This window comes from Methylonatrum kenyense (assembly GCF_023195885.1).
Taxonomy (GTDB): Bacteria; Pseudomonadota; Gammaproteobacteria; order Nitrococcales; family Aquisalimonadaceae; genus Methylonatrum; species Methylonatrum kenyense.
The window spans coordinates 163,496-185,536 of sequence record NZ_JALPKO010000006.1 but is presented as its reverse complement, the minus strand read 5'-3'; the positions used below and the strand labels follow the sequence as shown (position 1 = coordinate 185,536).

Below are 22,041 nucleotides of genomic sequence, written 5' to 3'. Positions count from 1 at the left end.
GTTTCTCAGCGAAAAAACGGACTCGTTCTGCATGCCTCGGGAACTCACTCCGCCAGCCCTGGTGCTGGCCTCCGGTTCGCCCCATCGAAAGCTGCTGCTGCAGCGCTTCGGCCTGTCCTTCGAACAGGACTCCCCGAACATCGACGAACGCCAGCATGCCGGCGAGACCGCCATCGACTACGTCCGTCGGCTTGCGCTCGGCAAGGCCGAAGCCGTCGCCTGCCGTTACCCCGGCAGTGTCATCATTGGCTCCGACCAGACGGCCTGCCGCGGTCAGCGGCTTATCGGCAAGCCTGGAGGGCATGCGCAGGCCGTCGAGCAGCTGCTGGATGCCTCCGGCGCCACACTGCAATTCCACACCGCCGTTTGCGTTCTCGATGCGCGGCGACAGCAGCACAGTCTGGACGTGGTGACAGTCGCGGCAGAGTTCCGCACCATCGACCGGGACACGGCGGAACGTTATCTGGCGGCCGAGCCGGCCTACGATTGTGCGGGGAGCTTTCGTTCCGAAGGGCTTGGTATCAGTCTGCTCAGCGCCATGCGCGGCGACGACCCCACCGCGTTGGTCGGCCTGCCCCTGATTCGCCTGGGCGCGCGGTTGCGCGCCCTCGGCTATCCGGTTCCCTGATCAGCGCGGAGCCTGCTCCCGCAGCAGAATATTGCTGAAGCCCTCGGCGAGGCTCATGCCGATACGACCGGCGAAGCGCTCGAAGAAACTGGGCCGCGGCGTGAAATCCCGCAGGTTTTCGGTATCCAGCTCGTTGCGCGCGACGTCATGCACGGAACCGATCTCATCCGCCAGACCCAGACGAACCCCCTCCTCGCCGGTCCAGATGAGGCCCGAGAACAGCTTGTCGTCATCGCTCAGCTTGTCACCGCGACCGTCCCGCACCGCGTCAATGAACTGTTCGTGGATGTCATCCAGCAAGCCCTGGATCCACGCCACATCCTCGTCCCGTTCCTCGGAGAACGGGTCCAGCAGTCCCTTGTTGTCGCCAGCTGTGTACAAGCGCCGCTGGACACCGAGCTTGTCCATCGCGTCGGTGAAGCCGAAGCCGTTCATCAGCACGCCGATGGATCCGATCATGGTCGCCCGGTCGACAAAGATCTTGTCGGCGGATACCGCCAGGTAGTAGGCACCGGAGGTAAACATGTCCTCGCCGACGGCATACACCGGCGTGTCCGGATACTCGTCCTTCAGGCGACGAATTTCGTTGTTGATCTGGCTGGCCTGGACCGGACTGCCGCCGGGACTGTTGATCTGCAGGATCACGCCGGCGGTGGAACCGTCTTCGAAGGCCCGTCGCAGGCCCTGAATGACTGTCTCGGCCCGGGTTGTGCCGTCCGACATGATGACGCCGTTGATTTTCACCACTGCGGCGTGCGGTCCGACGTCCTCCCGGTCACTGCCTAGCCCCAGGTCCAGCCCGCGGAAAGCGAACAACAGCAGGAACAGGTAGATCAGAAAGGCCAGGCGGAAGAAGATGCTCCAGCGTCTCGCCCGACGCCGTTCGCGAATTCCTTCCTGTGCCACCTCGCGGAGTGCTTCGCGCTCCCAACGCTCGTCGTTCATCGCTCTTCGGCCTCCATATCGTTTCGCACACCGCCAGTGGCCGGATCAGTGCGTAAATTGTCCAGAATCTGCTGCAGGTCCGTCGGCAACGGAGCGCGGAACCCCGTCCATGCATCGGCATCCGGATCGAAAAAGCGCAACTCCGCCGCATGCAGAAAGAGCCGTTTCTGGCCGAGCCCCCTGAATTCGCGGTTGCGCTCCGGGTCGCCATACTGGACATCGCCGATGACCGGATGGCCGATATGTGCGGCATGCACCCGCACCTGATGGGTGCGCCCGGTCTCGATCTGCACGTCGGCCAAGGTGCAGTTGGCATGGCGAAAGACTTCCAGGCGCCGGAAAACCGAGCGCGAGGCCTTGCCGCTGGCGGCGACCTGCACCTGCCCGCCGAGCTTCTTGCCCGAGCGGTCGAGCGCGGCTTCCACCGGAACAGGACCGCGCGGCAGCGTGCCGGCAAGCAGCGCCCAATAGCGTTTCTCGACAGCATTGCCGCGCAGCAATGTGTGCAGGCGCCGCAATTCGCTGCGCTTCTTCGCGATCAGCAGGCAGCCACTGGTGTCGCGATCAAGCCGGTGGACCAGTTCGAGAAACCTGCAATCGCTCCGCCGTTGCCTCAAGGCCTCGATCAGACCGAAGCGCAGCCCGCTGCCACCATGCACCGCCAGCCCCGCCGGTTTGTTCAACACCATCAGGTGCTTGTCCTCATGCAGGATCGCCGCCTCGAGTTCATCCAGCAGGCCTTCGGGTGCCTTTCCGGGGCCGGGCCGGCTGTCCGCGACCTGGACCGGCGGAATGCGGACCGTATCGCCGGCGTTCAAGCGAAAACTCGGCTGCACCCGCCCCTTGTTGACGCGGACTTCGCCCTTGCGCAGCAGCCGATAGAGCCGCGTCCGTGGCAGGCCTTTCAACTCCCTGGCCAGGAAATTGTCGATGCGTTGCCCCGCCTGGTCGGCCGGGACATTGACATGCCGCACGGTCGTGGGCGCAGATGCTTGCGTGTTTGGCTTTTCCACGCGCCAGATCATACCAGCCCGAGCAGGCCTTGACCGCTTTTCGGGCAGGCCGTTTCTGCAGGCCAGGACAGCTTTTGCGCCCACTGCCAACACACCGCTGGGGCAATTGATGCACCACAATATCGTCGCTATAATCCTCGGGCCGCAGGTGCGGGGTACCTCAATCGCTTTTTGTTACCGGAATGGCGGTCCGCCGAATGTTCCGGATCAGGGTAGCCAAATTGTGCCGGCGGAAATTCGCGCCCCCGGACTCACGGATCGCGTGGCGCGCTAGACACGGTTTACGGGTCAGTCGCATGTGCGATTGACACTCTTTTTTGGAAATGCCGGCCCCTGGGTCGGCTACATTGGACGCTCCCATGTCCCCACTCCGGATGCTGCTCCTGCAACTGCTGATTTGGCGCGACGCACACACTGTGTCAGCGCCCGATGCGGTGGCTGGAGCCGTTCTAATGCCTGGGTCGGCGGTTTTCCCTACAGGGTCGCCGCTGGACGGATGCCGGCGTGGCAGGGTCGAGCGTCGGAGACAGGAATTTTATGAAAAGAATGCTGATAAACGCCACCCAGCCGGAAGAGCTGCGGGTGGCAATGGTCGACGGCCAGAAGCTCTATGATCTAGACATCGAAACCCCGTCCAGGGAGCAGAAAAAGTCCAATATCTACAAGGGCAAGATCACTCGGGTTGAACCGAGCCTTGAAGCGGCCTTTGTACAGTACGGCTCCGAACGGCACGGGTTCCTGCCTTTCAAGGAAATCGCCCGCAGCTATTACGCTGAAGGCAGCGGCAGCAACGGCAAGGCCAGCATCAAGGACGTGATCCGCGAGGGCCAGGAAGTCGTGGTGCAGGTGGACAAGGAAGAACGTGGCACCAAGGGCGCCGCGCTCACCACCTTCATCAGCCTGGCCGGCCGCTACCTGGTGCTGATGCCCAACAATCCGCGCGCCGGTGGTGTTTCACGCCGGATTGAGGGCGAGGAACGCGACGAGATCCGCGAAGCCCTGCGTCAGCTCGAGACGCCGGAGGGTGCGGGCCTCATCGTTCGCACTGCCGGTGTAGGCCGGAACATTGAAGAATTGCAGTGGGATCTGAACTACCTGTTGCAACTCTGGGAGATGATCAACAAGGCCGCCGAAGAGCGCAGTGCTCCCTTCCTGATCTACCAGGAGAGCAACGTCATCATCCGAGCCCTGCGGGACTACCTGCGGGCCGATACCGGCGAAATCCTGATCGACGACCCGGGCGTGTTCCAGCAGGCGCAGGACTTCGTGCGGCAGGTGATGCCGTACAACCTGAACAAACTGAAGCTGTATCAGGACACGGTACCGCTATTCACCCGCTACCAGATCGAAAGCCAGATCGAATCCGCCTTCGAGCGGACGGTGCAGCTGCCATCGGGCGGCGCGATCGTCATTGATCACACCGAGGCTCTGATTTCCATCGATATCAACTCGGCGCGAGCCACCAAGGGCAGCGATATCGAGGAAACCGCACTCAATACCAATCTGGAAGCGGCCGAGGAGATCGCCCGGCAACTCCGCCTGCGCGACCTTGGTGGCCTGATCGTGATTGATTTCATTGACATGGGGCCGAATCGCAACCAGCGCGACGTCGAGAACCGCCTGCGCGAGGCAGTGAAAATGGACCGCGCGCGGGTTCAACTCAGCCGCATTTCCCGCTTCGGGCTGCTGGAGATGTCGCGTCAGCGGCTACGTGCCTCTCTGGGTGAGGCTAGTCAGGAAGTCTGCCCGCGCTGCAGTGGCCAGGGCACGATCCGCAGTGTGGAATCCCTTGCCCTGTCGATTCTTCGCCTTGTCGAGGAAGAGGCGATGAAGGACAAGACGGCCAAGGTCATGGCGCAGCTGCCGGTCGATGTCGCCACGTTCCTGCTGAACGAAAAACGCGATGCGGTGACGGAAATCGAACAACGCCACCGCGTGCAGATCCTGCTTGTTCCGAACAAGACCATGGAGACACCGCATTACTCGGTGCAGCGGGTGCGCGGTGACGACGACTCCGCGGATGACAGTAGCTACCTGCTGGCAACCGACGAAGCCGGTGATACCAGCACCCTCGCCCAGGTCAGCGAGCGGCCGCGTGCCGAGGCACCGGCAGTGAGTGCCCTTTCGGTGAGTACGGAACCGGCGCCGACCATTGCCGAGCCCTCGGAGAAACCGGCTCCGACCAAGGCCGCAGCCGCCGCCACCAGCCCGGCGACCAGCGCCACGACGACGGATGGTGGCGTGCGTGGATTCTTCCGCTGGATGAGTTCCCTGTTCTCGCCCGACACCGCTGAAAGTGAGCGCCTCGCCGACACCGCCGGTGACAAGGATGGCGAATCGGAACAGTCTGGCAGCGATGGTGGGCAACGGCGTCGGCGCGCCGGCCAGCAGTCGGGCGCGGGTAACGGCCGCCGTTCCGGCGGACGCAGTCGCCGGCGCGGTGGGCGTGGCGCCAGTGCCTCGGATGAGGAAAGTCGCGCCACCGACGCGCGCAAGGGCGGGCCTGCGAAGACGGACAAGAAAGCCGATCCCGCAGCAGAAAAGACCGATACCGAAGGAAACGCCAAGCAGACGCAGGCTGCTGCCGGTGAACAGAAAAATGCCGAAGGCGCGCAGGGTGGCGGACGCAGCCGTCGGGGTCGTCGCGGTGGGCGTCGCCGGCGACGCGGCGGACAGAATGCCGAGGGCCAGTCCACGGAGGCGCGGAATCCGGAGCAGGATGCCACCGCCGAATCCAGCCAGGATTCCGGGTCCGATACCGCAGCGAAATCCGAGCAGGCCGGGTCCGCAAAACCTTCCGCGAAGGGAGCGAAATCAAAGCCAGCCGGCGGATCCGCAGACGATCAGCAGGCACAGCCCGAGGAGGCAAAGAAAACTGCGGCCGCCGAGGAACAGCAGGACCCTCGAATGCGCAGCGGTCGGCCGCGCATCCCGGCAGCGGACAAGGCGGAGGCGTCCAGCAAGGCATCCCGCACCGACTCTGAGAGTCCGGAACCGGAGCAAGCTGCCCCGCAGACATCCGCGGACGACACGCAGGCGAGCCCCAAGCCGAGGCGCAGACGTAGCCGTAAGGCCGCGGAATCGTCGGAGTCTGTCACTGAATCGTCCGCCGCGCAGACGCCGCAGAAGCCGGTTTCCGACTCCGCGGGTGCTGCCGTCGAGACGGTGGAAACGGCATCGACCGAGCAGCAGGCGAAATCGGCGGCCGAGAGCGGCGAGACCGAAACCACAGGCGGCGCAGAGGAGATATCCACCGCTGGCGCGGACGCCGCACCCAGGGCCTGGCAGCCGTTGCAGGAGGCAACTGCGGAGGAGGCGCGTGAAGAGGGCCTGGATTCGGTGGAGCCGGAAAAACCCTCGAAAGCCGGGACGGCCGGCGTGGCGGCAGAATCCGGTAAGGACGGGGATACCGGACCGGCCGCGACCGATGAATCGGAACAGCAAGCGCCGGACGAAAGGCATCGTGAGGGTAAATCGGGCTGATCAGGGTAATCGTCGAGATGGTGTTCCCCGCGGTGGCGACGGGGGCACCGCTTTCGGTGAGGCACCCCCGTACCGCGCTGATGTTACTGGCCGCTACCTCAAGCCATGTTGCCGACGTATCGTATCCAGCAGCCCCTCGGCAGCCGCATCGATCAAGTCGAAGACGTGAACGAATCCCCGTTCACCGCCGTAATACGGATCCGGCACTTCCTCTTCCGGAAGATCCGGCGCGAACTTGAGAAACAGGTGCAGCTTGTGCCGCTCGGCGTCAGGGGACTCCGATTCGAGGATCGACAGGTTCTCCCGATCCATCGCAAGAATCCAGTCGAAATAACTGAAATCACTTGCCTTTACCCGGCGGCTGCGTATGTCGCTGAGGTCAATCCCGCGGTTTCGTGCTTCCGCCTGCGAACGTTGGTCCGGTCCCTTTCCGATATGGTAGCCGTGTGTGCCGGCTGAATCGGTTTCGATTCGATCCGCCAGGCCGGCATTCCGGACCCTGTGGCGAAATACGCCCTCGGCCGTCGGCGAGCGGCAGATATTGCCCATGCAGACGAACAACACACGCACAAAATCCTGATCCGACACTTAGATTACTCCCGATAGCCTCGTCAAAGGTGCCGAGTCTACCAGTAAACGGCGGTGCCCAATCCGCTGTCGGCATTGCGGGAACGGGCCGATCCGGGCAGATCGTGGATCCGGGTGGCGGACGCCACACCTAGGTATCGGCAGTTGTCAGAAGAACCTGAGCCCGATGCAGGTCCTCGGGTGTGTCGATGCCCGGCCCGCCATCCTGGGCGACGGTCCCGGTGATTATACGGATGCCATGATCCAGCGCACGCAACTGTTCCAGCGATTCGAGACGCTCCAGTTCGGACACGGCCAGGTCCGGGTAACGCCGCAGAAATCCGGCTCGGTAGCCGTAGATACCGAGGTGCCGATGCCAGCTCGGCGTCGCGGGCTTGTCAGTTCCGGCGAGCTCCCGCGGCCAGGGAATCGGTGCCCTGCTGAAGTACAGGGCGTAGCCGCGGCGGTCGGTGACTGCCTTGACCGTGTTGGCGGAGGAGTTCGTTACCGGTCCCTGCATGGGCAGCAGCAAGGTGCTCATCTCGGCATCGTTGTGCTCCACCAGGAGATCCGCCACGCGACGGATGTGACCCGGCGGCATCAGTGGTTCATCACCCTGGAGGTTCACCACAATGGTCGAATCCGGCAGCGCCAGCCGCTCGACCACTTCCGCGAGACGGTCCGTGCCTGAACGGTGGTGGGCCGCTGTCCGCATGACGTCGGCGCCAAAGCTCTCACAGGCCGCCCTGATCCTGTCGTCATCGGTCGCAACCAGCACGCGACTGGCGCCACTGGCACGGGCCTTCTCCCAGACATGCTGCACCATCGGCTTTCCGGCCAGCACGGCGAGCGGTTTGCCGGGAAAACGCGAGGACTGATAGCGGGCGGGTATCACAGTCAGGAATTCGGTCATCGGCTGCTCAGGCAATGCTCGAGGCAGGCCTCGAGGGTCTGCCGGGTTGACGTGGAAAGCTCGGTCCGGGCAGGCACCACCCAGTAATGGGCCTTGGCGAACGGCTCGCATTTTACCGCGTCCTTCTCTGTCATCAGTACCGGATGCCCGTCGGCAAACTCCAGATCGGCCGAGCGGAACGGGTGATGGTCGGGAAACGCATGCGGAATGACCTTTATGCCGCTGGTACGGAGGGCGTCGAAGAATCGCTGGGGATTGCCGATTCCACTCACCGCATGCACCTCCTGTCCGGCGAAATCAGTCAGCGCACGGCCTGTTCCGCCGTCCACGAGCTGGCGGGCGCTATCCAGCCGCAGGCTGAAATGGTGCGCGGTCCACGCGGATGGTCCGCCATTGGACAACAGCAGGTTCACGGAGCGCAGTCTGGCAGGCGGCTCCCGCAGCGGCCCGGCCGGCATTAGGAAACCGTTTCCCAGACCGCGCTTGCCGTCAATCACCACGATTTCGAGATCACGCTGCAGCGCATAGTGCTGCAGGCCGTCGTCGGAAATCAGGCAATCACAGCCGTGGTGTTCGATCAGCGCCAGGCCCGAGCCGACCCGGTCCGGTCCGGCCATGACCGGACAACTGCTGCGGCGGGCCAGCAGTACGGGCTCGTCACCAACCTGCGCTGGGTCGCTCTGTGCCGTAACCGCTTGCGGCCAGCTGCTGGCGCTGCCGCCGTAACCGCGGGTCACGATGCCCGGCCGTCGACCGCGTGCGCGGAGCGTTTCCGCCAGCCAGAGCACCAGGGGTGTCTTGCCGGTGCCACCGACAAAGATGTTGCCGACCACGATCACGGGCACCGGAAGGCGTTGGGAACGGAACAGCCCTGACTGGAAGCCAAGGCGACGCAGGCCGACGACAGCCCGGAACAGCAGTGCCAGCGGCCACAGCAGGTAAGCCGCAAGCCCCCGTCTCAGCCAGAAATCCGGGATGCCCGTCATGCCGCACAATTTCCCTGGGCTGCGGCCACGGTCGCGCTTCTCCGCTTCGACAGCCTACTCGGAGCCATCGCCTTGCAGGGTTGCAAACGACAGGCGGGAGATCGACGCCAGACCCGCTGCCTCCATCGCACGGACAACGTTCTGGTGTGGCGTGCGGGCATCGGCACGGACGATCAGATGCCGCTCGGGATCTTCTTCCCTGGCCTGCTCTAGGGCGCGAACAATCGTCTCGCGGCTGCCGTCGGCAAGAATGCGTCCATCCAGGGCGTATTCACCGTCGGCGCTGATGCTGAGATGCATGGTCGTGGCCTCGCGGGGACCCGTTTCAATGCCGGCCTCGGGCAGTTGGATCGACAGATCGGCGTCATGCTGGAAGGTGGTGCTGACCATGAAGAAGATCAACATCAGAAAAACCACATCGATCAGTGGAGTCAGGTTGATTTCCGGTTCCCGGTTCCGGCGTCCCCGCAGGTTCACCGCGCCCCACCCTGCCCCGCTGCCGGGCGCTGGGCCTGCATTGCCTCCACCAGTTTCAGCGCATCCTGTTCCATGGCAACGACGTACTTGTCGACCAGGCCACTGAAGTAGCGATAGGCGATCAGCGACGGGATTGCCACGGTCAATCCGGCCGCGGTCGTTATCAGGGCTTCGGAGATGCCACCCGCCAGTGCCGGCGCGTTGCCCACGCCCTGTGTGGTGATGGCGCTAAAGACCTTGATCATGCCGATCACGGTGCCCAGCAGCCCGAGCAATGGCGTTACCGCGGCAATCGTACCGAGACTGTTCAGGAAACGTTCCAGGCCGTGAGCTTCGTGGCGGCCGGCGTCCTCGATGGCCTCCATCATCACTTCGCGGCTCTGGTGCATGTGCACCAGGCCTGCGGCGAGTACCCGTCCCAGCGGCGAGTCCTCGCGCAGGCGCAGGACCTCGTCGGAGTTCACCTTCCGGTCGCGAACGAGACTCCAGCTACGGGCTACCAGGTGCCTGGGGATGATGCGATGACTTTGCAGCGTCCAGAACCGTTCGCCGATGATGGCCATGGCGAACACCGAACAGATCAGGATTGGTACCATCAACCAGCCGCCTGCGGCGATCAGTTCCCACACAGAGGTCTCCTCGTCCCCGAATTGCCTGAGGCAGATGATACGCATCTTCGGAAAGGGAAACGCTGATGAGGTCACAGATCTGCGCGGGCCGTGGCGCATGCTGCGCGGAGCCCGCGGTCTTGGCAGGATCGGCTCACTCCGGTTGCCCTGACCGCGACCGCCACCAGGCGCGGTCCGCGTCGCGACTGGCGCGGACGGTCCGCCCGGATCCCAGCTGCAGCGTGATGGCGCCGCGCTCGCCGGTTGTCAGCAAGCGGGAGCCGCGGGCCTGCCAGTGTTCCCGAACTTCGGCGTGCGGTAGTCCGAACCGATTGCGCTTGTCCACGGGAACGATGGCAGCGATCGGTGACAGGCCGGTTTCCCCACCTTGCGGCAAACCCTGTCGATGACCGTGGGCCGGAAGCACCAGCCAGTCGATCCGGGGTGCAGCCAGGGAATGAACATGGCTCGTGATGGGTTGCTCTGTGCCGTGCGCCAGCAGCAGACGCTCCCCGCTTGCCGTGACCCGGAGCAGGCAATCATTCCCCGCGCCAGGGTCAAGAAAACGGAAATCCACGCCATCCCAGTGCCAGGCATCAACCTCGCCACAGGCCCGGTCGAAACCATGGCCGACGCCGGATTCCACCGGCAGGGTCAGCCGCTCGCGACCACCTTCGCTGCCGGCGCGCTGATTGCTGACGACCAGACGGTCCAGGGCGGAAATGCCCTGCTGCCGAAGCGCACTCCGCAGAATGACCGCCTGATGTCGATGCCCCGCATCGAAAAGCAATGCATGGCGACGTGTGCGGACAATGCTCGCGTGCGCATGTCCGAGATCCAGCACGGTAACGCGGGCTTGGCCCGATGGCGGCGCCGGTGCCTGCCAGCTGACAGGCACGGCCAGGATCAGCAGCAAGGCGAGACGGCGGACCAGCCCCAACGGCAGCAGCAGCGCGAGCGCAGTTGGCAATGCCAGCAGCAGCAACCATGCGGGCGGTCCAGGTCGCCGTTCCGCGGGCGACCAGCCCTGCAACATTGTTAGCGTGGACACCAGCAGTTCCAGCAGCCACGCGCCCCATTGCAGCAGAAAGGTGCCGCCGGCGTCCCAGATCAGGCCGAGCGCGGCGCCAAGCATCAACAACGGCACCACCAGGCCGCCCACAAGCGGCACGGCCACAAGGTTGGCGAGCGGCGACAGCCAGGCAATGCGCCCGAACCAGAACAGGGTCAGAGGCAGCAAGGCGAACAGGAGCGCGACCTGCACGCGCAGGAACTGTTGCCATGCCGTTGGCGGCAGCGGTCGGTCGGCAAGCAGCAGATAGAGGCTGAGTACCGCGCCGAAGGACAGCCAGAGGCCGGGGCTGAGTGGCGCGAGGGGGTCCAACAGTAGGACCAGACAGAATGCCGTCAAGAGGATCGCCCAGCTCGCGCGCAAACGGCGTGCGGCAAGCAGCAGCATGGCCAGGCAGAGCATGATCAGCGCGCGCTGCGTGGGCAGGGCAAAGCCTGCCAGGGCCGCATACCCGCCCGCAGCCAGCAGGGCCGGGGGAACACCTGCGAGGTGGCACGGGACCCTGCCCGGCAACACTGGCAGGAAGCGCCAGAGCGCGGCGGCCACGGCCCAGACCGCGGCTGCCACCAGGCCGACGTGCAGGCCGGAGATCGCGATCAGATGGGCAGTGCCGGTGACGATCAGGGTCTCACGCAGGTCAGGCGACAGGTGCTGGCGGTCACCGACCAGCAGGGCAACCGCCAGGGCGCTGCCGTCCGTCCGACTGATGCGGTGTCGCAGCGTTTCGCCGAGTTGCTGGCGCCAGGCGTGCAGCCCACGAGGTGGTGCCAATTGGCGGTTGTCGGAGTTGGTCTGTACCGAGCCGATGGCCGCCAACCGTTGTGAACGCCAGTAGCGCTCCATATCGACGCCGCCCGGATTCCGTGGCGCGGCGGTGGAACGCGTGCGCAGGTCCAGTTGCCAACGGGACCCTGCCGGGACATCGACGGAGGGGCGATACCAGCGGACAAGAATCCGCGCACGCTCCGGCGTCACTGCGGTGCGGTCCGGTCGAAACTGAAACTCCAGCGATTCGCCGCGCAGTCGTGGGATACTGACAACACTGCCACTGACAGCCGAACCGCCCCATTGCGAGGCGGGAATCTGCCAGGCCGCGACCTGTGGTTGCAGCACCAGGATGCCGGCAAAAAGTCCGGCCAACACCGCCATCGAAAGCCGAATCACCCGGTGATGCCGGAATGGCAGCAATGGTAACAGGCCTGCACCAATCCATGGCGATGGCAGCACCGGCAACAGGTGCACCAGGAGCAGGCCGGTAGCGAAGGCAAGCAGCAAGGCAGGCATGACCGTCCCTGGCCGTAGCCTGGCAGAATCGGGCCAGGTATCCGGGGGCAACGTTCATGTTGTCCCTCGAATCAGTGTAGAAAAGTTGCGCGCTGGAGTGGCGCTGGCAGGGATCTGCTGAGACAATCCCGCCGCCCCGGGGGTACGCTGACGCACGGCTGCAGGCGCGGGAATGCGACAGCGTTTTGCCGCTGAACACCCATGAGCCTGTTCCGGTCACCACGAGGGTCCGCCGGAGAGCGACTGGACGATGCCGAAACACCTGATCCGACGTTACCTGCCCAGTTCGCGAAAGCTGCGTGAGCACCAGTCCGTGCGCATGTTCGGCAACCGCCTGCAGGACTCCCGGCTCTGGCATCTGAACCGGCATCCGGTCGCCGGAGGCTTCGGCATCGGTGTGTTTCTCGCCTTTCAGCCCATGCCTTTCCAGATGCTGGCCGCCGCCTTCCTGGCAATCCTGCTACGGCTCAACCTTCCGGTATCGGTGCTGGCGGTGTGGATTTCCAATCCACTGACCATGGCACCGTTGCTGTTTTTCAATTACCGGATCGGTAGCTGGATGTTGGGCCGCGGCGATCGGGAGCGCGGCTTCGAGCCGACGCTGCACTGGTTCTGGACCGAGTTCCATGCCATCTGGCAGCCCCTGCTGCTGGGTAGCATTATCTGCGGCGCGATTGCTGCAATGGCCGCCTATGGTTTCGTGCATCTGGTCTGGCGGCTACATCTGCGCCAGCGGCTCAGACTTCGGCGACTGCGGCAGCGACGGAATGCCGAAAAAGAACAGCGCACCGGGAAGTAACCCGGTTAACCGGGTTTCAGATGCCCGTCCATCATCGTCAGCGTGCGGTCCATGCGCGCGGCGATGTTCCGGTCATGCGTCACCATCACCAGGCTGGTGCCCTCCTCCCGGTTCAGTTCCTGAAGCAGGTCGAACACATCCTCGGCCGTCTGGCTGTCCAGATTACCGGTCGGCTCGTCCGCGAGCACGCAGTCCGGGCGCGTGACAAGGGCCCGGGCAATGGCCGTACGCTGGCGCTCTCCGCCGGAGAGTTCGCCGGGTTTGTGCGTCAGGCGTTCGCCCAGACCAACCCGCTGCAGGATACGCTCGGCCGCGTTTCGCGCTTCGTTGACGGGCTGGCGTCGGATCAGCAGTGGCATGGCCACGTTCTCCAATGCCGTGAATTCCGGCAGCAGGTGATGGAACTGGTAGATGAACCCCAGGTGGCGATTGCGCATGGCGCTCAACTGACGACTGCCGAGCTTGCTGAGAGATCGCCCCATCAAGCGGACATCGCCTTCGGTGGGCCTGTCCAGACCACCGAGCAGATGCATCAGGGTGCTCTTGCCGGAACCGGAGCGGCCGACAATCGCCAACTGCTCCTGACGCGCCACGTCCAGGTTGACGTCCTGCAATACGTCCACCGACAGGCGACCGTCGCTGAAGCGACGGCTGACGTTGCGGCAGCTGAGAATGATGTTGTCGTCGGCGTTACTCATAGCGCAGGGCCTCCGCCGGTTCGGTGCGCGAGGCGCGCCATGCCGGATACAACGTCGCCAGCAATGACAGCACCAGCGCGACGCCGGAGATGCGGAATACGTCCGGCCAGCGCAGCTCACTGGGCAAATCGCTGATGTAGTACACGTCCGCCGCCAGGAACTCCTGATCCAGCAGGCTCTCAATGGCCGGCACGATGTTCTCGACATTGAGCGCCAGGGCAATCCCGCCGGCGGTGCCCAGCAGGGTGCCGAAGAAGCCGATGATGGCGCCCTGGATGACGAAGATCCGCAGGATCGCGCCCTGCTCGGCGCCGAGGGTTCTCAGAATGGCGATATCCGCCTTTTTCTCGTTTACCACCATGACCAGGGTGGAGACGATGTTGAACGCAGCCACCGCGATGATCAGCGTCAGGATCACGAACATCACGGTTTTCTCGGTCTGCACCGCACGGAAGAAGTTGGCATGTTCCTGGGTCCAGTCCCGGACCCGGTAATCTCCGTCGAGGGTCAGGCTCAATTCCCGCGACAGCCGCGGTGCGGCCATCATGTCGTCGAACTGCAGGCGCAGCCCGCTGATCTGGTCGCCCATGCGGAAGATGGTCGCCGCGTCGTCGATGTGAATCATCGCCAGACCGCGGTCGTATTCGTACATGCCGATGTGGAACGTACCGGCCACCTCGAAGCGCTTGATGCGGGGGACAATACCGGCAACCGTGGCGCGTGCCTCGGGCGTGACCAGGGTCACCATGTCACCGACCTCGACCCGCATCATCCGCGCCAGGGCGCTGCCCAGAATCACCCGGAAGGCACCGGACTCGAGGTCGTCGGCCGAACCCGTCACGATATGGTCCATCACCCGTGCGACATCGCCCTCCCGTTGCGGATCAATGCCGCGAATCATCGTGCCACTGACCTCGCTGCCACGGGTGATCATCACTTCGCCGTCGATAAAAGGCGCCGAGGCTTCCACGCGCGGGTGAGCCTCCACCTCGTCGGCCAGCCGGGGCCAGTCCCGCAGGCGTCCGCCGGCCTCGGTGACCGAGCCGTGCGCGACCATGCCGAGGATGCGTTCCCGCAATTCCTTTTCGAAACCGTTCATGACCGACAGCACGGTGATCAAGGCGGTAACCCCGAGCGCGATGCCGAGCATCGAACTGAGAGATATGAAGGAAACAAACTGGTTGCGTCGCTTGGCGCGGGTGTAGCGCAAGCCGATGAACACTTCCAGGGGTTTGAACATGCAGTCGGATCTCCGGCGGTCATGTGGCGCGAGCCCAACCGCCTGCGGTCAGGGGCAGACCACCGGCAGCGGCCTGCACAAACGAATTTCCTGCGGGCTGACCCGGGCACCGAGTGCCCCCACCATGACACCGGCGGCGATCGCCTGCCGCAGGGCCGCGCCATAGACAGGATCGATACTGTCCGCGGGACGCACCTCCTGCACATCCCCACGCTGGACGCAGAATACCAGCATCGCGCCATAACCTTCTTCACGCAGCTGCATCAACGCCTCCAGATGCCGCGTGCCCCGTTCGCTGACCGCGTCCGGAAACAGCGCGACCCCGTCGTTTACCGCGGCGGTGACGTTCTTGACTTCCAGGAAGCAGTCGGCGCGATCGTCCCGGAACGCGAGCCGAAAGTCGATGCGGCTGCGGCCACCGGGTTGGCGAGCCTCAGGCTTGATCTGATGCAGCCCGGCAACGGCTGGCAACGCGCCGTTTTCCAGTGCTTCCGCCACCAGGGCGTTGGCGCGACCGGTATGGATGCCGGTGAGCACGCCATTGTCCGCCTCCACCAGTTCCCAGGTGTGGGCGTACTTGCGCCGCGGATTGTCCGAGGTACTCAACCATATCCGCGCGCCCGGCGTCGCGCAGCCGAGCATGGATCCGGTGTTGGGACAATGACAGGTCAGCGTCGTGCCGTTGTCCAGCCTGACGTCTGCCAGGAATCGCTTGTATCGACGAATCAGGTGGCCGGCGAGCAGCGGTGTCTCGAAAAACATCATTGCGTCCTGGGGCTAACCGGGGACAACCTCATGAGACTCCACACCGAGGCAGGCTCTATGCCACGCTTTCGTCTTTTTCGCGGGAGATATCGTATTTGCGGAGTTTTTCTACCAGGGTCGTGCGCCGCAGGTTCAGCAGCTTGGCGGCATGGGCGACGACGCCGTTGGCTGCGCTGAGCGCCTCGCGGATCAGGCGGACTTCCATGTCGCCAAGCATCTGCTTGAGGTCGATACCGCCGTTGTCCCAGTCCACCGACGGCAGCGTCGCAGCGCCGGGCATGACTGCCAGGGAATCGTCATCCAGCGAGGCATCGAGATCCGCCATGATCTCTTCCAGGCTGGCGGTCTGGAACTGCGGCGGCAAATCTCTAGCGCACACGGAACTGGATTCGGCAACGATAACCAGCCGCTCCATCAGGTTGCTCAGTTCCCGGACGTTGCCGGGCCAGTCGTACTGCCCCAATGCGGCCAGCGCGCGCTGGCTGAGCTTGACCCGCCCGCGGCCGTCGGCATCCAGCCGCTGCAACAGATTTTCCGCCAGTTCCGGAATGTCGCTGGGGCGTTCACGCAGCGGCGGCATGTCGATCGGAAAAACGTTCAGGCGATAGAACAGGTCCTCGCGGAACTGCCCGTCTTCGATCTGCTTTTCCAGGTCCCGATGGGTCGCCGCCACAATACGTGCATCGGTCCGAATCGGCTTGTTGCCGCCAACGCGCTCAAAGGTGCGTTCCTGCAGTGCCCGCAGCAACTTGGCCTGCATGTGAAGGCTCATGTCGCCGATTTCATCCAGGAAAAGCGTACCGCCCTGAGCCATCTCGAAGCGGCCCTGGCGGGCCGTGAAGGCACCGCTGAAGGCGTCTTTCTCATGGCCGAATAGTTCGCTTTCCAACAGGTCCGCCGGGGTGGCGCCGCAGTTGATCGGCACGAACGGCTTGTGCTTTCGATCGGAACGCATGTGGATATTGCGCGCCACCACCTCTTTACCGGTGCCGGATTCCCCGCGAATCAGCACCGTGGCCTCGGTGGCAGCCACCTGTTGCACCAGCCGGCGGACCACCGCCATCGGCCGGCTGCTGCCAATCAGCCGCGGGAAACCCGGAGGTTCCGCGGCCCGGCGCTCGGTGGTCGCGTTGTTCCTTGACAGCCCGGCGATGGGGGCTTGGCGCAGTGCGCGCTCGATGGCACCGACGCACTGTTGCTGCTCGAGCGGGAAATCCAGCTGACCGAGACAGCCGTCATCGGCATAGCGCGCTGCAATGCCTGCGTTCTGTCCTGTGACGATAAAGAACGGTGACTGTGGGGAACTGTCCAGCATCACGGATACGGCAGCATCCAGGTCACCAGGGCTGCCATCGGCCCAGAGGAGTGTCATATCCGGGGCGCGTTCGCTGTCCTGCAAATGCTGGCATAGCGCATCCAGGCAGCTGAACGCTTCGCAATCATGCTGCAGAAAACAGAACACCGCATGCATCGCCGCCGCACGCTGCTCGGATCCCGCGAACGCCACCACCTTTGCCATCCGATCGACCCCGTGTACCCGCTTTCTGTTCAACACTTTCGCCAAAAGTGGTATTGCTTTTCGGTACTATTCCTGATCGCCATGGGGCCGTCAAATATCTGACTTCACTCCAGTGAAGGAACGTATCCGTTGTCGAATAGAGTCGCCCAGAAACATTGTTCTGACGCTAGCGGCGGAGAATCCCCAAGATGGCCTCAACCAACTGAAAGGGAGGTTTGGTGTTCGGACTTGCGGTGGGAAAGGCTGGACCGGGTCACCTAGGGGCACGGGGCGATAATCAATCGGATGGAGCGCCTCAATGCCTCCGCAGTTCGCCAAGCAGGGCCTCCAGTTTGCGTTGGTCCTCGGTGAACTTGCGGATGCCCTCTGCGAGCTTCTCGGTGGCCATGGCATCCTCGTTCAGAGCCCAGCGAAATTCTGCCTCGTCCTGGGGGGGCGGCGCCGCGTTGCCGGCCCGCCCGGGCGTCAGACGCCGCTCCAGCGTGCCGCGGGCCGCCGTCAGCTCGCCGAGCAGCGCCGGGGAGATCGTCAGCCGGTCGCAGCCGGCCAGCGCCAGTACTTCCCCGCTGTTGCGGAAACTGGCGCCCATGACGATGGTCTGGTAGCCGTTTGCCTTGAAATAGTCGTAGATGCGCCGGACCGACTGCACGCCCGGATCCCGGTCGCCGCTGAAGTCGGCCTCCGGATCTCGCGCCTTGTGCCAGTCGAGGATGCGTCCGACGAAGGGCGAGACCAGGGTCACGCCGGCGTCGGCGCAGGCGCGGGCCTGGGTGAAACTGAACAGCAATGTCAGATTCGCGTGAATGCCCTCGCGCTCCAGTTGGCTGGCCGCGCGAATCCCCTCCCAGGTAGCGGCCACTTTGATCAGGATGCGCTCGGGACCCACGCCGTGGCGATCATAACGTTCGATCAGCGAGCGCGCGCGGGCAATCGTGGCATCGGTATCAAAGGAATGCCGGGCGCTGACCTCGGTGGAGACGTAGCCTGGCACCAGGCCGGTGATCTCGCTGCCGACCTCCACGGCCACGGCATCCAGGGCATCGTCGATGTCGCTGGCCTGGCGCGCGATCTCGGCCAGCCGGGCACGTCGATCTTCACGCTGGGCCACCTGCAGTAGCAGTGACGGATTGGTGGTGGCGTCCTGCGGCGAGAAGCGGCGGATTGCCTCCAGGTCACCGGTGTCCGCCACCACGGTGGTCATCTGCTTGAGCTGTGACAGCAGGTCGTCCGTCATTGACCGTCCCTCGTTGATCCGCGTGAGTATTTTCCGGTTACCGTACAAGACGCATGGGTAATCATCACCCCGCAATGCCGTGTTCGGCCCAGCAATTGGGGGTTTCCCAGACCCGGATCCGTTCCAGCTCGGCGATACCGTCGCTGCGGACACGGACACGCTCTGCCAGCCGCCGGAACCAGTGGCTGGCCAGCCCCTCGGCAGTAGGCGGCTCGGCCATCACATACAAACGTGTCTGCAACCGGGTGTCGTGACACAAGAGAAAACCGTCCCGTTCCACACGGTCGCGCATGCCCCGAAGCCAGGTCGCGATATCCTCGTCCTCGGGGCAGAACATGCGCAGCAATTCCTCGTCTTCCACATGGGCGATGAAGCCGTGATCGCAGGCGGCATCGATCAGTGCCAGCATTTCCTCTTTCAGAAAGCCAAAATCCAGCACCATGCCCGCCTGTTCGCCGGCCTGGTGCAGGCGGCTGGCACGACACCAGGCCTCGATCTCATAGCGGTGGCCGTGCAGGTGCCGGCATTTGGAGCCATGGGAGGCGATGCGGTGGCCGGCGTCGATGGCGATGCGGCGGCTGATGCGGTAGACAGTGCTCATGGGATATCCAGAATCTTGTGGGTTTGCAGCGACAGACGCCAGCGGGGATGGGCCAGGCACCAGTCCAGGCACAGCCGGGTCGCGCCTTCGTGACCATCCATCGGCTGCAGCAGGAAATGCTCGAATGCCAGTTCTTCCAGCTCGGCCGGGTCGATCCCCTGCTGCGGCCAGACCAGTTTCAATTCATCGCCGGAACGCTGCACCAACTCGGCACCGGCCTTCGGCGAAACGCAAAGCCAGTCGACCCCCGGCGGCGCCGGCAGGGTGCCATTGGTTTCCACGGCAATGGTAAACCCGGCTTCATGCAGCGCTTCAGTCAGTTCGGCGTCCAGTTGCAGCAGCGGTTCGCCGCCGGTGCAGACAATATACGGCTTACCCGCATCGCTGACCGCCCTGTCCCAGACCGCGCGCGCCTCGGCTGCCAGGGCCTCCGCGATGGCATACTTGGCGCCGCCAACGAATTCGGTATCGCAGAACCGGCAGATGGCGGACGCTCGGTGCTCTTCCCGTCCGCTCCAGAGGTTGCAACCGGCGAAGCGCAGGAACACCGCCGAGCGACCGGTCATCACGCCCTCGCCCTGCAGGGTGTGGAACAGCGAATGCACCGTGTAGGTCACGCCAGTTCGTCCTGCCAGCGTTGCCAGCCCGCAGCACGCAACTCGCAGGCCGGGCAATTGCCGCAGCCATAGCCCCAGGGGTGGCGTTGCCGGCGTTCGCCCAGATAACAGCTATGGGTGTCCTCCAGCAGCAGTCCAATCAGTGCATCGCCGCCCAGGGCATGGGCGAGTTGCCAGGTGTGGGCCTTGTCCCGCCACATCAACGGCGTGTGGATCACGAAGCGCTCGTTCATGCCCAGATTCAGTGCGACCTGCATGGCCTTCACGGTGTCGTCCCGGCAGTCCGGATAGCCGGAAAAATCCGTCTCGCAGACACCGGCAACCAGGTGACGGCAGCCACGCTGCGATGCCAGTGCCGCGGCAGCGGTAAGGAACAGCAGGTTGCGGCCGGGCACGAAGGTATCGGGCAGGCCGTCCGGGCGCTCGCCGATGGCCGCCGCATCGGTCAGGCTGTTGCCGCCCAGCTCGCCCAGCAGGCCGAGGTCCAGCAGCCGGTCCTGCCCCAGGCGGGGCGCCCATTGCGGAAAGCCATCAGCCATGGCCCCGCGCACGCGCTTGCGGGCCTCAAGTTCCACATGGTGGCGCTGGCCGTAGCTGAAGCCCACGGTGTCGACGCGCTCGAACCGCTGCAACGCCCAGGCCAGGCAGGTGGCGGAGTCCTGTCCCCCGGAGAAAAGCAGCAGCGCGGCCTCGGAACCCATCAGGCAAACCGTCCTCAAAGCAAAATCAGGGAAATACGGATTGATCTCCGTCACGCCGTGCCAGATGAACGCAGCCGGGCTCGCACGCAGGCGGGGATCACTCAGTGAGGCCCCAGTTTATCAGGCCTGCTCGGCGGTATTGCATCCGCCGTCGCGAATTACAGCCGCTCCCGGTACTGCTGGAGCTGCTCGGCGGCCCGTCTGATGCTGCCCTCGCCGATATCGTGGCCGCCCTGCTCTTCCACATACAGGCTGGGGTTGCCGCCGGCATCAGCGAACCAGCGGAACAGGTTCTCGGCGAAGGCCAGCGGCACCACGTCATCCTCGGCGCCGTGGAACAGGGCCTGCTCCGTGTCGCTGACAGCGGCCGTATCCAGCGCCGCATCGGGAATCGGTTGACCGCTGAAACTCAGCAACTGGCCGTAGGGTGGTTCGCCGTCCTGCAGCAGGCCGGTCAACAGCACTGCGCCCTGGGAGAATCCGGCGACGATGGTGTTCTGCGGGCTCAGCCCGAACTGCTCCTGGAAACGTTGAATCAGCCCCGCTACCAGTTCCTGGCCCTCGGCCAGTCGCTGCTCGATGTTTTCCGGACCGATATCCTCTATCTCGTACCACTGGTAACCGCGCATGGTCGCAAGACAGGGCATCGGTGCACGGGGCGCGTAGAAAACGGCATCCGGCAAAACCGTCGCCCAGGCATCAAACGCTGCATCGAACTGCTCGGGTGCCGCACCGGCATCGTGAAAGGCAATAACGCCCAGCCGAACCGCCGCCGAGGGCTTTCGCAGCAGCGGCCTTCCCTGTCGCGCCACCGCCATCAGCTTACATCCACATCAAGGACGAGCTTGCCGAGGGCCTCACCCGCCTCTAGCCGGCGATGCGCCTCGGCGGCCTGTTCCAGGGTAAAGCGGGTTGGATCGAGCAATGGCTTGTAATGCCCCTGCTCCACAAGTGCCGACAGATTGCGCAGGATTTCACCATGCACTGCGCGCCCCTGGTTGTAGAGTACCGGGATGATCATGAACACCACGTGCAGGGTCAGGCCCCGCAGGTGCATCAGGGTCAGATCCGCCTGGTACTGCGAGACGATGGTCACCACCTGGCCGTTGAGCCGCGCCGCCTTGAACGAGGTCGGCAGGTCGCTGCCGCCGGTGGCGTCGAACACCAGGTCGAAGCCCTCTCCGCGGGTCAACCGCTCGACATAGTCTTCCACCGCTTCCTCGCGATAGAACACCACCTCGTCGGCACCCAGCTCGCGCACCAGGTCCGCTTTCTGTTGGCTCGACACCGTGGTCGTCACCCGGGCGCCATGGGCCTTGGCAATCTGGATCGCGGCATGACCGACACCGCCGGCGCCGCCATGAATCAGGATGTTCATCCCCGGCGTGATGCCGCCACGAATGACCAGCCCCTCCCAGGCGGTGATGCCGACCAGCGGCATGGCTGCCGCCTGCCGCATATCCAGCGCTTCGGGTTTGGGCGCCAGGCAGCGGGCGTCAGCCGCCGCGTATTCCGCGTAGGCGCCGCAGGTACCGCGCACGCCCCCGGGTGAACCGTAAACCTGATCCCCGACGGAGAGGTCATCGACACCGTCACCCACGGCCTCGATGGTGCCGGCGAAATCACAACCCAGCACACCCGGCAGTTCAGGTGCCATCGGCGGACCATTGCGCCGAATCTTGGTATCGATCGGGTTGACGCTGGCAGCGGCGATCCGCACCAGCACCTCGCCGGCCGCCGGCTTGGGCATCGGACGCTCGGCCCGGCTAAGAACGGACGGATCACCGAACTCGCGAATCTCGATTGCGCGCATGCGTACTCCATTGTTCTCTGCAGATGCAACAGCAGTCGCGGACGTGAGCAGGTCCGAGGTTTCCGTGTACACAGAAAC

At 64.4% G+C, this 22,041-nt stretch carries 21 protein-coding genes; 3 read left to right on the top strand and 18 right to left on the bottom strand.

What is annotated here, in order from left to right; genetic code table 11:
* Positions 1-31 precede the first annotated feature (31 nt).
* The gene (locus M0534_RS09150; protein ID WP_248568119.1) at positions 32-628 is read left to right on the top strand and encodes a Maf family protein; all 597 of its coding nucleotides are present in this window, start codon (positions 32-34) and stop codon (positions 626-628) included.
* Here the strand turns inward: M0534_RS09150 and M0534_RS09145 are convergent, their stop codons facing one another.
* Both M0534_RS09145 and M0534_RS09140 read right to left on the bottom strand, forming a co-directional pair.
* Complete coding sequence (locus M0534_RS09145) at positions 629-1,573, bottom strand: S49 family peptidase (RefSeq protein ID WP_248568118.1); 945 nt, start codon at positions 1,571-1,573, stop codon at positions 629-631.
* Positions 1,570-2,586 (bottom strand): RluA family pseudouridine synthase, encoded by a 1,017-nt coding sequence (locus tag M0534_RS09140; RefSeq protein ID WP_248568117.1) that lies wholly within the window; start codon positions 2,584-2,586, stop codon positions 1,570-1,572. The genes M0534_RS09145 and M0534_RS09140 overlap by 4 nt, the downstream gene beginning before the upstream one ends.
* Before the next feature lie 537 nt (positions 2,587-3,123).
* On the opposite strand from M0534_RS09140, the gene rne reads away from it, so the two are divergent.
* Positions 3,124-6,069 (top strand): ribonuclease E, encoded by a 2,946-nt coding sequence (gene rne / locus M0534_RS09135; RefSeq protein WP_248568116.1) that lies wholly within the window; start codon positions 3,124-3,126, stop codon positions 6,067-6,069.
* A gap of 93 nt (positions 6,070-6,162) precedes the next feature.
* On the opposite strand, the gene M0534_RS09130 is transcribed toward rne, so the two are convergent.
* The 6 genes from M0534_RS09130 to M0534_RS09105 all read right to left on the bottom strand — a co-directional run bounded on the left by M0534_RS09130 (position 6,163) and on the right by M0534_RS09105 (position 11,976).
* Entirely contained in the window at positions 6,163-6,618 is a 456-nt protein-coding gene (locus tag M0534_RS09130; protein ID WP_248568153.1) for a low molecular weight protein-tyrosine-phosphatase, read from the bottom strand.
* A gap of 169 nt (positions 6,619-6,787) precedes the next feature.
* Complete coding sequence (gene kdsB, locus M0534_RS09125) at positions 6,788-7,549, bottom strand: 3-deoxy-manno-octulosonate cytidylyltransferase (protein WP_248568115.1); 762 nt, start codon at positions 7,547-7,549, stop codon at positions 6,788-6,790.
* Entirely contained in the window at positions 7,546-8,535 is a 990-nt protein-coding gene (gene lpxK / locus M0534_RS09120; protein ID WP_248568114.1) for a tetraacyldisaccharide 4'-kinase, read from the bottom strand. Before lpxK ends, kdsB begins: the two co-directional genes overlap by 4 nt.
* A 54-nt stretch (positions 8,536-8,589) precedes the next feature.
* Positions 8,590-9,012, bottom strand: coding sequence for an ExbD/TolR family protein (locus M0534_RS09115; protein WP_248568113.1), 423 nt, complete (start codon positions 9,010-9,012; stop codon positions 8,590-8,592).
* The gene (locus M0534_RS09110) at positions 9,009-9,641 is read right to left on the bottom strand and encodes a MotA/TolQ/ExbB proton channel family protein (RefSeq protein ID WP_248568112.1); all 633 of its coding nucleotides are present in this window, start codon (positions 9,639-9,641) and stop codon (positions 9,009-9,011) included. The genes M0534_RS09115 and M0534_RS09110 overlap by 4 nt, the downstream gene beginning before the upstream one ends.
* A 133-nt stretch (positions 9,642-9,774) precedes the next feature.
* The gene (locus M0534_RS09105; protein ID WP_248568111.1) at positions 9,775-11,976 is read right to left on the bottom strand and encodes a DNA internalization-related competence protein ComEC/Rec2; all 2,202 of its coding nucleotides are present in this window, start codon (positions 11,974-11,976) and stop codon (positions 9,775-9,777) included.
* A gap of 250 nt (positions 11,977-12,226) precedes the next feature.
* On the opposite strand from M0534_RS09105, the gene M0534_RS09100 reads away from it, so the two are divergent.
* Positions 12,227-12,775: a DUF2062 domain-containing protein gene (locus M0534_RS09100; protein ID WP_248568110.1), complete on the top strand. Its 549-nt coding sequence runs from the start codon at positions 12,227-12,229 to the stop codon at positions 12,773-12,775.
* A gap of 5 nt (positions 12,776-12,780) precedes the next feature.
* On the opposite strand, the gene lolD is transcribed toward M0534_RS09100, so the two are convergent.
* From lolD to M0534_RS09050, 10 genes are all read right to left on the bottom strand, one after another.
* Positions 12,781-13,473, bottom strand: a complete 693-nt coding sequence (gene lolD / locus M0534_RS09095; RefSeq protein ID WP_248568109.1) for a lipoprotein-releasing ABC transporter ATP-binding protein LolD — start codon at positions 13,471-13,473, stop codon at positions 12,781-12,783.
* A complete protein-coding gene (locus tag M0534_RS09090) occupies positions 13,466-14,713 on the bottom strand; it encodes a lipoprotein-releasing ABC transporter permease subunit (RefSeq protein ID WP_248568108.1) in 1,248 nt (415 codons plus the stop codon). Before M0534_RS09090 ends, lolD begins: the two co-directional genes overlap by 8 nt.
* Positions 14,714-14,761: 48 nt before the next feature.
* Positions 14,762-15,475 carry a DNA/RNA nuclease SfsA gene (gene sfsA / locus M0534_RS09085; RefSeq protein WP_248568152.1) on the bottom strand — a complete coding sequence of 238 codons (714 nt, stop codon included), beginning with the start codon at positions 15,473-15,475 and terminating at the stop codon, positions 14,762-14,764.
* Between the two features lie 58 nt (positions 15,476-15,533).
* Positions 15,534-16,997, bottom strand: a complete 1,464-nt coding sequence (locus M0534_RS09080) for a sigma-54 interaction domain-containing protein (RefSeq protein ID WP_248568107.1) — start codon at positions 16,995-16,997, stop codon at positions 15,534-15,536.
* A gap of 295 nt (positions 16,998-17,292) precedes the next feature.
* Complete coding sequence (gene tal / locus M0534_RS09075; protein ID WP_248568106.1) at positions 17,293-18,231, bottom strand: transaldolase; 939 nt, start codon at positions 18,229-18,231, stop codon at positions 17,293-17,295.
* 64 nt (positions 18,232-18,295) lie between these two features.
* Positions 18,296-18,832, bottom strand: a complete 537-nt coding sequence (locus M0534_RS09070) for a 6-carboxytetrahydropterin synthase (RefSeq protein WP_248568105.1) — start codon at positions 18,830-18,832, stop codon at positions 18,296-18,298.
* A complete protein-coding gene (gene queE / locus M0534_RS09065) occupies positions 18,829-19,449 on the bottom strand; it encodes a 7-carboxy-7-deazaguanine synthase (protein ID WP_248568104.1) in 621 nt (206 codons plus the stop codon). The genes M0534_RS09070 and queE overlap by 4 nt, the downstream gene beginning before the upstream one ends.
* A complete protein-coding gene (gene queC / locus M0534_RS09060) occupies positions 19,446-20,150 on the bottom strand; it encodes a 7-cyano-7-deazaguanine synthase QueC (protein WP_248568103.1) in 705 nt (234 codons plus the stop codon). The genes queE and queC overlap by 4 nt, the downstream gene beginning before the upstream one ends.
* 158 nt (positions 20,151-20,308) lie before the next feature.
* Positions 20,309-20,968 carry an alpha/beta hydrolase gene (locus tag M0534_RS09055; RefSeq protein ID WP_248568102.1) on the bottom strand — a complete coding sequence of 220 codons (660 nt, stop codon included), beginning with the start codon at positions 20,966-20,968 and terminating at the stop codon, positions 20,309-20,311.
* Complete coding sequence (locus M0534_RS09050; protein WP_248568101.1) at positions 20,968-21,963, bottom strand: zinc-dependent alcohol dehydrogenase family protein; 996 nt, start codon at positions 21,961-21,963, stop codon at positions 20,968-20,970. Before M0534_RS09050 ends, M0534_RS09055 begins: the two co-directional genes overlap by 1 nt.
* Positions 21,964-22,041: the final 78 nt, after the last annotated feature.

Coding starts and splice junctions, on each gene's coding strand:
- M0534_RS09150 (WP_248568119.1), top strand. CDS start 32: ATGCCTCGGGAACTCACTCCGCCAGCCCTGGTGCTGGCCTCCGGTTCG.
- M0534_RS09145 (WP_248568118.1), bottom strand. CDS start 1,573: ATGAACGACGAGCGTTGGGAGCGCGAAGCACTCCGCGAGGTGGCACAG.
- rne (WP_248568116.1), top strand. CDS start 3,124: ATGAAAAGAATGCTGATAAACGCCACCCAGCCGGAAGAGCTGCGGGTG.
- M0534_RS09130 (WP_248568153.1), bottom strand. CDS start 6,618: ATGGGCAATATCTGCCGCTCGCCGACGGCCGAGGGCGTATTTCGCCAC.
- kdsB (WP_248568115.1), bottom strand. CDS start 7,549: ATGACCGAATTCCTGACTGTGATACCCGCCCGCTATCAGTCCTCGCGT.
- lpxK (WP_248568114.1), bottom strand. CDS start 8,535: ATGACGGGCATCCCGGATTTCTGGCTGAGACGGGGGCTTGCGGCTTAC.
- M0534_RS09105 (WP_248568111.1), bottom strand. CDS start 11,976: ATGCCTGCCTTGCTGCTTGCCTTCGCTACCGGCCTGCTCCTGGTGCAC.
- M0534_RS09100 (WP_248568110.1), top strand. CDS start 12,227: ATGCCGAAACACCTGATCCGACGTTACCTGCCCAGTTCGCGAAAGCTG.
- lolD (WP_248568109.1), bottom strand. CDS start 13,473: ATGAGTAACGCCGACGACAACATCATTCTCAGCTGCCGCAACGTCAGC.
- M0534_RS09090 (WP_248568108.1), bottom strand. CDS start 14,713: ATGTTCAAACCCCTGGAAGTGTTCATCGGCTTGCGCTACACCCGCGCC.
- sfsA (WP_248568152.1), bottom strand. CDS start 15,475: ATGTTTTTCGAGACACCGCTGCTCGCCGGCCACCTGATTCGTCGATAC.
- M0534_RS09080 (WP_248568107.1), bottom strand. CDS start 16,997: ATGGCAAAGGTGGTGGCGTTCGCGGGATCCGAGCAGCGTGCGGCGGCG.
- tal (WP_248568106.1), bottom strand. CDS start 18,231: ATGACGGACGACCTGCTGTCACAGCTCAAGCAGATGACCACCGTGGTG.
- M0534_RS09070 (WP_248568105.1), bottom strand. CDS start 18,832: ATGAGCACTGTCTACCGCATCAGCCGCCGCATCGCCATCGACGCCGGC.
- queC (WP_248568103.1), bottom strand. CDS start 20,150: ATGGGTTCCGAGGCCGCGCTGCTGCTTTTCTCCGGGGGACAGGACTCC.
- M0534_RS09055 (WP_248568102.1), bottom strand. CDS start 20,968: ATGGCGGTGGCGCGACAGGGAAGGCCGCTGCTGCGAAAGCCCTCGGCG.
- M0534_RS09050 (WP_248568101.1), bottom strand. CDS start 21,963: ATGCGCGCAATCGAGATTCGCGAGTTCGGTGATCCGTCCGTTCTTAGC.